This is a genomic window from Arenimonas sp. (genome assembly GCF_022842045.1).
In the GTDB taxonomy this organism is placed as follows: Bacteria; Pseudomonadota; Gammaproteobacteria; order Xanthomonadales; family Xanthomonadaceae; genus Arenimonas.
The window spans coordinates 1-8235 of the sequence record NZ_JALHQI010000100.1 but is presented as its reverse complement, the minus strand read 5'-3'; the positions used below and the strand labels follow the sequence as shown (position 1 = coordinate 8235).

The window sequence follows — 8235 nt, the reverse complement described above, 5'->3', positions numbered from 1 at the left end:
CTCGCGCAAAGCGACATGCAGAACCTGCTCAACAGCACCGAGATCGCCACGCTGTTCCTCGACAACCACCTCAACGTGCGCCGCTTCACCGAGAAGATCGCGCGCGTGGTGCACCTGCGGGAGGGCGACATCGGCCGGCCGCTGAGCGAGCTGGCCACGACGCTGGTCTACCCGGAGCTGTTCGCCGACGTGCAGGAGACGCTGCGCACGCTGGCGTTCTGCGAGAAGCAGATCGCCACCACCGACGGGCGCTGGTACTCGGTGCGCATCATGCCGTACCGGACGCTGGCCAACATCATCCAGGGCGCGGTGATCACCTTCGTCGACATCACGATCGCGAAAGAGCTCGAGTCGCGCCTGCGCAAGCCCTAGATAAGGCGTAGAGTGGGCCGGCCGCAGCCTTGCTGCAGAGAGCCCGCCATGCCTGCCGTGCGCAACGCCCCCCCCATCACGCCGATCACGCCGCAACACCTTGCGGACCTGCGCCTGCGGGCGGCCTCGCGGCTGGGCGGCATCGTCGGTGCGCAGGGCGAGCCGGTCAGTGCCTCCGGCGCGCTGGCGGTCCTGCACGACCTGGCGGCCTCGCCAGAAACGGCCGCCGACGCGCTGGCGTTGCTGCACGAGTTGCAAGTGCACCAGGTCGAGGTCGACCTGCAGGCCGAGGCCCTGAGCGAGTCACGCGCCGAGCTCGAGACCGCGCTGCAACGGCAGATCGACCGCTACGATGCCTTGCCGGTGGGTTGTTTCACCGTCGACCGCGCGCTCGTCGTGCACGACCTCAACCGCACGGGCGCCACCATGCTCGGCGTCGGCCGCGATGAGGCCATCGGCCAGGCACTCGACGCCTATCTGACGCCGGAGTGCCAACGCGCGGTGCGCCAGGGCTTGACGCACACCGCCGAAGGCAAGGCCGTGGCCCTGCCGACGCTGCACCTCATCGCGAAGGAAGGCGTGCAGCACCTCGTGCAGGCGCACATCGCCGCCGAGCCGGCCGCGGCCGGCCAGCAGTTCCTGCTCGTGCTGTCGCGCGCCGGCGACGCGGTGGCCGGCGGCCGGGTCCGCTAGCTCGCGACCCGGTCGGGCAGCAGGCGCAGGTAATTCCCTGCGCACCACCCCATAGCACTCGCAGGCGCGGCGCTCCAGCGCCCCGCGGTCGAGCGCCGAGGTGTGCCCGCGCGCGTAGCGGATCACACCGGCGCGCTGCAGCTTGAGGGCGGCCTCGGTGGCGCCCTCGCGCCGATCCTCGCGCGGCAACCCCGCGAGCAGGTGGTTCAGGCGAGGGTTCGAGGCGGGTGTCATCGATTCAGGCCCGGACGACAGGGCCTCTGTTCGCCAGCGCACGGACGGAGTCCAAGCGCGGGCCCACGATATCCCATCCGTTCTAGCGCTAGGCAAGTCATGGCCTCCACGAGCGAACCTGTGGCGGCGCCCGGCTGGATCGGGCGCCACCTGCGGCAGTTGCACGCCTGGATAGCAACGGAGGCCGACGATCCCGACCGTCGGCCCACCGAGCCGCATGCGCTTCTCCCCGGGCAGCGCCCGGGCGCCAGCGGGCCACCGCGGCCGCCCGGCATCCTGGTCGTCGACGACAACCCCGTCAATCTCTTGCTGGCCACGGCGATGCTCGAGGACCGAGGCATCACGCCGCTGCTGGCGGCGGATGGTGCCGAGGCCGTGGCGCTGGCGCTCGAGCTCCCCCTGGACCTCGTGCTCATGGACCTGCAGATGCCGCTGCTCGACGGCTTCGGGGCGACCCGCCAGATCAGGCGGCTCGAGCGCGAACTCGGCCGTGCGCGACTGCCGATCGTGGCCTTCACCGCCAGCACCCAGCTCGATGCACAGCGACTGCAGGCATGCGAGTTCGACGGCGTGCTGCAAAAGCCCTGCGAAGAGCAGGCACTGCTCGATTGCCTGCGGCGCTGGAGCGTCACCGCGGGTGCCTGGCTCGCCACCGCTGACGCCGGGCATCCTGGGTCTGCAGTGACGGCGGCCACCGGCCGACCCGCCCACTGGGCCACCGGCGCCGAAACGCGCTAGAGCACCTGGACGTTCACTCCCCAGGGAACCCACAGCGCATGAGTTCGACACCGTTCGCATCCGCGTCGGGGCGCGCCGATGCAGCGCCGCCAGCCCCGCGCCCTCGCCCACGCTCGGCACCGCGCCTGCAGACCCGCGGCGAGGAACTCGCCAACGCAGCCAGCCACGGCATCGCCATCGCGCTGTCGGTGATCGCGCTGCCCGTGCTCGTCGGCTCGGCCTGGCGGCACGGCCGTGCGGCCGACGTCGTCGCGGCCAGCCTCTTTGCCGTGTCGATGTTGTGGCTGTACGCGGTCTCGACGCTCTACCACGCCCTGCCCCACGGCATCGCCAAGCAGCGGCTGCACCGGCTCGACCACGCCTCGATCTACCTCTTCATCGCCGGCAGCTACACGCCCTTCCTGTTCGGCCAGTTGCGCGGCGCCTGGGGCTGGTCGCTCTTCGGTGTGCTCTGGTGCGCGGCCGTGCTGGGCATGGCGGCCAAGCTGCTGAACCGGCTCAAGCATCCGCTGTGGTCCACGGGCCTGTACGTGGCCATGGGCTGGATGGTGCTGGTGGCCATCGTGCCGTTGGTCGAGCGCATGCCGGCCAACGGCATCGCCTGGCTGGTGGCCGGTGGCGTGTCGTACACCGCCGGGGCGCTGGTCTACCTGTTCGACTCGCGAGGCCGGTACGTGCACTTCGTCTGGCACCTGTTCGTCATGGGCGGGAGCGCCTGCCACTTTCTCGCCGCCCTCTGGTACGCCATTCCGGTGCCGTGATCGGCGCGGCCCGCGACGCCCCGAGGGGGCGACGGCCACCGCGCGCGAAGCTGGCGCGCGGGTGCGTGGGTGCGTGGGTTCCCGCAACGGCCCTATCGCCGGCTGCCGCCGAAGGCGAAGAGCAGGCCGCCGATGACGATGGCACCGACGCCGGCCCAGACCGGCACGTTCACCGTTTCGCGCTCCTTCACGGAAAGCTCGATCGGCCCCAGCTTGGCCTTCTGCGTGTCCTTGGTGTAGCTGAACCCACCGTACATCAGCGCCAGGACACCGGCGACGATCAGCACGAGGGCGACCACTTTAGATCCGTTCACGGCTCGTCTCCCGACTCGCAGCGCACTCAGGCGCCGGGCTTCTTGGTGCTGAACCAGGCGTCGCTCGCCTTGCGCTCCCAGGCGACGATCTGGCTTTCGGCCTCTTCCTTGGCAACGCCGTAGCGCTCCTGGATCTTGCCTGCGAGCTGCTCGCGGCGGCCCGCGACGACGTCGAGGTCGTCGTCGGTGAGCTTGCCCCACTGCTCCTTGGCCTTGCCGGTCACCTGCTTCCAGTTGCCCTTGATCTGATCCCAGTTCATGTGCTTCGCCTCCGTTGAACGAACGCCAGCGCACCATTGCGCACGGCACCACCGCGTCGGCCGAATGCACCAGCCGTTTCGATGGCGAAGGGAATCTAGGCATCGGGTCGGCCACGGTCTGTGCGCTCGCGCACACAGCCGCCTCGAATCGCCCGCATTGATCTGGCTCATTTCCGAGGTGGTGGCGGCGCCCTACAAGCGGCGCTCCGACCCGCACCGCGGGGCCAGCAGAAGGAGTTGGGAGATGAAGGCGCACGACGATCCGCGGTCCAATCAGGTCCTTGCCGCGCTGCCCGATGACGCGCTGCGGAAGTGGCTGCCGCAGTTGGCGAGGGTCGACCTCGCGCTGGGCCAGGTCGTCGCGCGGCCTGGCGTGACGGAGCGGCACGTGTACTTCCCCACCTCCGCCATCGTCGCCATGCTGTCCGGCACCGAAGACGGCCATTCGATGGAAGTCGCCGTGGTCGGCAACGACAGCATGGTCGGCATGGCCCTGATCCTGGGCGGCGGCTCCACGCCGCTGCGCGCCGAGGTGCGGGCCGCCGGGGTGGCCTACCGCGCACCCGCCGACCTCATCGAGGAGGCGCTGGCCCAGCCCGGCCCGGCGCAGCGCCTGCTGCTGCGCAGTGCCATGGAGCGCATCGCACAGGTGGGGCAAACGGCCGTGTGCAGCCGCCACCACTCACTCGAACAGCGGGTGTGCCGTTGGCTCCTGATGAGCGCGGACCGCGGCGGCGCCGACATGGCCATCACGCATGGGCTCGTCGCCTGCATGCTGGGCGCGCGCCGCGAAGGCGTGACCGAGGTCCTGGGCCGCCTGCAGGACGATGGCGTGGTCGCTTGCTCGCGCGGGCACGTGGCCGTCCTCGACCGGCCTCGTCTCGCCCAGCGCACCTGCGAGTGTTATGCGGTCGTCGCCAAGGAGTGCCGGCGCCTGCGGCCGGAGTCGGCCGTCGCGTGAGGCCACGACGGCCGCGCCGCGGCCGTCGGGCCCTCAAGCCCTCAAGGCTTCTTCCCGGCGTATGGGCTGCCCGGGAACGGCGACCGGTTCCCCGGCGACAGCCCGTCGCCGGTCGCGAAGTAGAAGAAGGCCTGGTGCAGGTCGCCCTGGTGGATCGTCGTGACGCTCTTGTGCTTTTCGTTGCCGATCGAGGCCTCGATCTCGTAGCGCCCCAGCGGCAGGCTGATGAAGAGCCACGGGCCGTGCAGGTTGCCCTCGAAGGCCACCTTGCCACCCTGGTCGCGGATGACGACGCGCACGTCGGCCAGGTGAGCACCCGAGCCGAGTGCGGCCGTCACGATCCACAGGTTGAACTTGGCACGCTCCGCGTGCAGCGAAACCAGCTCCTCGGTCGAGACACCGCCGGTGGTGAACTCGTAGCCTTGCGCCGTCTTGCCTGCCTGCATCGACCAGGCGGGCGTCGCCACGGCCAAGCCACAGGCGGCGGCGAGCAGCCATGCCGCCGCATTCCGCGTTGCACGCGGGTGTCTTGTGGGAGATCGCATCACTTCCATTCCCTTCGCACTCTGCCCGCGCGAAACGGCGCGGCGTTCGCGATGCCACTTCCGAATGGATGAGCGCGTCGCGACGAGATGCTGAACCGAGGTTCGCGCGCGGCGTTGCGCGGGCTCAATGGTCCAGGGCCCTTTCGCGCCGGCGCGTTGGCCACGTCGCCCGCTGTGTTCGGCAGCGCACAGAACACCATGCGCGATGTACCTAGATTGAACGCCGTGGTCGTGCCGCCCCGAGCGTGACTTCGCAGACAACACTTCAAGGAGCATTTGCCATGGGCTTGGGAACCATCCTGCTGATCGTCTTGATCCTCATGCTTGTCGGCGTGATTCCCACTTGGCCGCACAGCAGGAGCTGGGGCTACGCGCCCAGCGGCGTGCTGGGCGTGGTGCTGCTGATCGTGATCGTGCTCCTGCTGATGGGACGGCTGTAGCGGGCCGCCCGGCACCGCTCCGAAGCGCCGCTACGGCTTGCCGGCCGGCGGAGCTTCCATGACGATGTGCCACACGGCCACGAACATGGCCGCGATGGCCGGGCCGATGACGACGCCGTTGATGCCGAACACCGAGATGCCGCCCAGCGTGGTGATCATCACCACGTAGTCCGGCAGGCGCGTGTCGCGGCCCACGAGCATGGGACGCAGCAGGTTGTCGATCGAGCCGATGACGAGCGCCCCGAAGACCAGCAGCGCCCCGGCCTTCCAGAAGGCGCCGACGAGCAGGAAGTAGGCGGCCACGGGCAGCCACACCAAGGTCGCGCCGACCAGCGGCACGAGGGCCAGAAAGGCCATGACCACGCCCCAGATCAAGGCGCCGCCCACGCCCAGCGCCCAGAAGGCGAGGCCACCGAGCGCGCCCTGGATGGCGGCCACCAGCAGGCTGCCCTTGATGGTGGCGCGCACCACGGCCACGAACTTGGCGATGAGCTCGCGCTTGTGCACCGCGGCCAGCGGGATGGCACTGCCGACCGTGCGCGCCAGGCCGCTGCCATCGCGGACCAGGAAGAATGCCAGGTACAGCGCGATGAACAGGCTCATCACGAAGTCGAACGTGTCCAGCCCGATGGCCAGGGCCTGCGACGCGATGGCCTGCGTGCCCTGTGCGGCGGCGGCGACGAGGCGGCGCTGCAGCGTGTCGAAGTCCACCAGGCCGAAGCGGTCGAACAGCGCCCCGAGCCACGCCGGCAGCGCGTCGAAGAGGCCGCGGATGTAGACCGCGGGATCCCAGGCACCGGAGTCGATGAGCTCGTAGATCTGCGTCGCCTCGCGCGCCAGCGAGGCACTCAGCAGGGCCAGCGGGAAGACGCCAGCCACGAGCACCACCATCAGCACCAGGGCCGCCGTCAGGTTGCGCCGCTGCTTCAGGCGCGGCAGCAGGCGCGCGTACAACGGCGACGACATCGTGGCGATGATGACGCCCCACAGGATGGCGGCGTAGAACGGGACCAGGATCCACGCCAGGCCGAGACAGCTGGCCACCAGCAGCAGCGCCATCGTGACCCGCGCCGCGAAGGGCGAGGCGGGCACCTCGGCGGCAGCGGCGGCCTCGGCAGCCTCGGCGCCCTTGACCTCCGCTTCGGCGCCGGCTCTCCCTGCGCCCTCCTTCGCGCCCGGAGGCTGCAGGCTCGGGTTCAATCGAGCTTTCCGATCTTCCGCACGGCCTCGGTCATCACCTTCGCGTCGGCCGCCCAGTAGGCGGTGAAATCGGGCGCATCAAGATACTCGATCGGGCTGCCGGCCCGGCCGATGGTGCCCACCACCGCGGGGTCGGCAGCCACCTTGCGCGCCGCCTCGCGCAGGCGCTGCACCACCGCCGGCGGCGTGCCCGCCTGCACGAAGAGCGCCGACCACTGCGCAAACTGCACCGGCTGCCCCGCCTGCCTGAGGCTCGGCACCTCGGGCAACGAGGCGAGCGGCTTGTCGCCCCAGTGCGCCAGCGCGCGCAGCTTGCCCGCCTTGATGTGCGCCACCACGGTGGCCGGGCCGCTGGCCACCGCATCCACCTGCCCGCCCAGCAGCGCCAGCACCGCCGGCCCGGCGCCCGTGTAGGGGATGTGGACCATGCGGAAGCCGGCGCTCGACTTCAGCATCTCCATCGGCACGTGCATGGTGCCGTAGTTGCCCGAGCTGCCGTAGTTGAAGCCGCCGGGCTTTTTCTTCATCGCCTCGAGGAACTCGGCGAGCGTCTTCCACGGCGCATCGGCGCGCACCACCAGCACCGTCGGGTCGGCGGTGAAGCGGGCGATGGGCACGAACTGGTCGAGCGTGTAGACGGGCTTGCGCCCGTAGACCACGTCGGCCTCGGGCAGGATCGAGATCGAGCTCAGCGAGAGCAGCAGCGTGTACCCGTCGGCCGCCGCCTTCGAGGCCTCGCCGATGCCCAGCGCACCGCCGGCGCCGGCACGGTTCTGCACCACCACCGGCTGCTTCAGCTCGCGCGAAAGCGCCTCGGCCACCGGCCGCGCCACCGTGTCGGCCACGCCGCCCGGCGGGAAGGGCACGATCATCGTCAGCGGCTTGTCCGGCCAGGTGCCCTGGGCCGCCGCGGGCAGGCCGGCGGCGGCCAGCAGCAGCGGCAGCATCAAACGGGCGGGCAGGCTTCTTCTGGGCAAGGGTTTCATCGCGCGTTGTCTCCGAGTTTCGTGTCCGGGCGGCGCCGCGTCCGGGTCGTGCGTCGGCCGGTGATTCCACCCGATGCCGTGGCGTCGAGAGGGCCCGATGCTACGGCGCCGTCGCCGCGAGGCGCACCGGAGCGCGAGCGCCACGGCGTCGTCGAACCTCGACCGCAACCGGCCCGGCGACGCCCAGAGCGGTCGCGCGCGGGGATGCACGGCCACAAGCCGTCGGATGAGTGACGTAGTAGATATTTCATATCCCGTAGGCTAAGCTACATCCATGTGGTCCCTGCTCCTGCTCACGCTGCCGACCCAGCCCAACGCCGTGCGCCTGCGCATCTGGCGGGCGCTGAAGGGGCTCGGCTGCGGCGCGCTGCGCGACGGGGCCTACCTGCTGCCCACCGCGCACGAGGCGCTGTTCGAGCCACTGGCCGACGAGGTGCGCGCGCACGGCGGCAGCGCCACGCTGCTGCGCACGGCGGCACGCGACGAGGCGCAGCAGCGCGAGTTCGCCGCCCTCTTCGACCGCGGCGAGGCCTACGCCGCATGGCAGCACGGGGCCCGCGCCGGCGCCGCCCGCTGGGTCACCGAGCCCGAGGCGAGCGCCCGCCGCGGCCTGCGCGTGTTGTCCAACGCGCTGGCCGAGCTGCAGCGCATCGACTACCTGCCCGGCCCGGCCGCCGAACAGGCGCGCGCCGAACTGGCCGCACTGCGCACCGCCTTCGACGCCCGCTTCG

11 protein-coding genes and 1 pseudogene are annotated in these 8235 nt (G+C 70.8%); 7 read left to right on the top strand and 5 right to left on the bottom strand.

The features are described from left to right. The 4 genes from Q0C12_RS14205 to Q0C12_RS14190 form a co-directional block, all read left to right on the top strand. Positions 1 to 372 (top strand): PAS domain-containing protein (locus Q0C12_RS14205; protein WP_290891319.1); only part of this gene is annotated, 372 nt, incomplete at its 5' end. 57 nt (positions 373 to 429) lie between these two features. Next, positions 430 to 1065: a PAS domain-containing protein gene (locus Q0C12_RS14200; RefSeq protein WP_290891317.1), complete on the top strand. Its 636-nt coding sequence runs from the start codon at positions 430 to 432 to the stop codon at positions 1063 to 1065. Positions 1066 to 1398: 333 nt separating this feature from the next. Continuing rightward, complete coding sequence (locus Q0C12_RS14195) at positions 1399 to 2037, top strand: response regulator (protein WP_290891315.1); 639 nt, start codon at positions 1399 to 1401, stop codon at positions 2035 to 2037. A 38-nt stretch (positions 2038 to 2075) separates the two neighbouring features. Beyond that, complete coding sequence (locus Q0C12_RS14190; RefSeq protein WP_290891313.1) at positions 2076 to 2798, top strand: hemolysin III family protein; 723 nt, start codon at positions 2076 to 2078, stop codon at positions 2796 to 2798. Positions 2799 to 2890: 92 nt separating this feature from the next. Here the strand turns inward: Q0C12_RS14190 and Q0C12_RS14185 are convergent, their stop codons facing one another. Both Q0C12_RS14185 and Q0C12_RS14180 read right to left on the bottom strand, forming a co-directional pair. Continuing rightward, complete coding sequence (locus tag Q0C12_RS14185) at positions 2891 to 3112, bottom strand: hypothetical protein (RefSeq protein ID WP_290891311.1); 222 nt, start codon at positions 3110 to 3112, stop codon at positions 2891 to 2893. Between the two features lie 26 nt (positions 3113 to 3138). Next, positions 3139 to 3372, bottom strand: coding sequence for a CsbD family protein (locus tag Q0C12_RS14180; RefSeq protein ID WP_290891309.1), 234 nt, complete (start codon positions 3370 to 3372; stop codon positions 3139 to 3141). A 157-nt stretch (positions 3373 to 3529) separates the two neighbouring features. On the opposite strand from Q0C12_RS14180, the gene Q0C12_RS14175 reads away from it, so the two are divergent. Beyond that, positions 3530 to 4333, top strand: a complete 804-nt coding sequence (locus Q0C12_RS14175; RefSeq protein ID WP_290891307.1) for a Crp/Fnr family transcriptional regulator — start codon at positions 3530 to 3532, stop codon at positions 4331 to 4333. Positions 4334 to 4374: 41 nt separating this feature from the next. Here the strand turns inward: Q0C12_RS14175 and Q0C12_RS14170 are convergent, their stop codons facing one another. Continuing rightward, entirely contained in the window at positions 4375 to 4779 is a 405-nt protein-coding gene (locus Q0C12_RS14170) for a hypothetical protein (RefSeq protein ID WP_290891305.1), read from the bottom strand. 386 nt (positions 4780 to 5165) lie between these two features. Here Q0C12_RS14170 and Q0C12_RS14165 point away from each other — a divergent pair, with 386 nt between their 5' ends. Continuing rightward, positions 5166 to 5318, top strand: coding sequence for a DUF3309 family protein (locus Q0C12_RS14165; RefSeq protein ID WP_343212468.1), 153 nt, complete (start codon positions 5166 to 5168; stop codon positions 5316 to 5318). A 30-nt stretch (positions 5319 to 5348) separates the two neighbouring features. Here Q0C12_RS14165 and Q0C12_RS14160 read toward each other — a convergent pair whose 3' ends face one another. Both Q0C12_RS14160 and Q0C12_RS14155 read right to left on the bottom strand, forming a co-directional pair. After that, complete coding sequence (locus tag Q0C12_RS14160; RefSeq protein WP_290891301.1) at positions 5349 to 6518, bottom strand: AI-2E family transporter; 1170 nt, start codon at positions 6516 to 6518, stop codon at positions 5349 to 5351. Continuing rightward, entirely contained in the window at positions 6515 to 7504 is a 990-nt protein-coding gene (locus Q0C12_RS14155; RefSeq protein ID WP_290891299.1) for a tripartite tricarboxylate transporter substrate binding protein, read from the bottom strand. The genes Q0C12_RS14160 and Q0C12_RS14155 overlap by 4 nt, the downstream gene beginning before the upstream one ends. Positions 7505 to 7778: 274 nt before the next feature. On the opposite strand from Q0C12_RS14155, the pseudogene Q0C12_RS14150 reads away from it, so the two are divergent. Then, positions 7779 to 8235 (top strand): annotated as a pseudogene (locus tag Q0C12_RS14150) (hypothetical protein); the annotation flags it as partial.

What these genes read in the sequence shown, in the direction of transcription:
- Q0C12_RS14195 (WP_290891315.1), top strand. Translation starts at nt 1,399, where the DNA reads ATGGCCTCCACGAGCGAACCTGTGGCGGCGCCCGGCTGGATCGGGCGC.
- Q0C12_RS14180 (WP_290891309.1), bottom strand. Translation starts at nt 3,372, where the DNA reads ATGAACTGGGATCAGATCAAGGGCAACTGGAAGCAGGTGACCGGCAAG.
- Q0C12_RS14190 (WP_290891313.1), top strand. Translation starts at nt 2,076, where the DNA reads ATGAGTTCGACACCGTTCGCATCCGCGTCGGGGCGCGCCGATGCAGCG.
- Q0C12_RS14155 (WP_290891299.1), bottom strand. Translation starts at nt 7,504, where the DNA reads ATGAAACCCTTGCCCAGAAGAAGCCTGCCCGCCCGTTTGATGCTGCCG.
- Q0C12_RS14170 (WP_290891305.1), bottom strand. Translation starts at nt 4,779, where the DNA reads ATGCAGGCAGGCAAGACGGCGCAAGGCTACGAGTTCACCACCGGCGGT.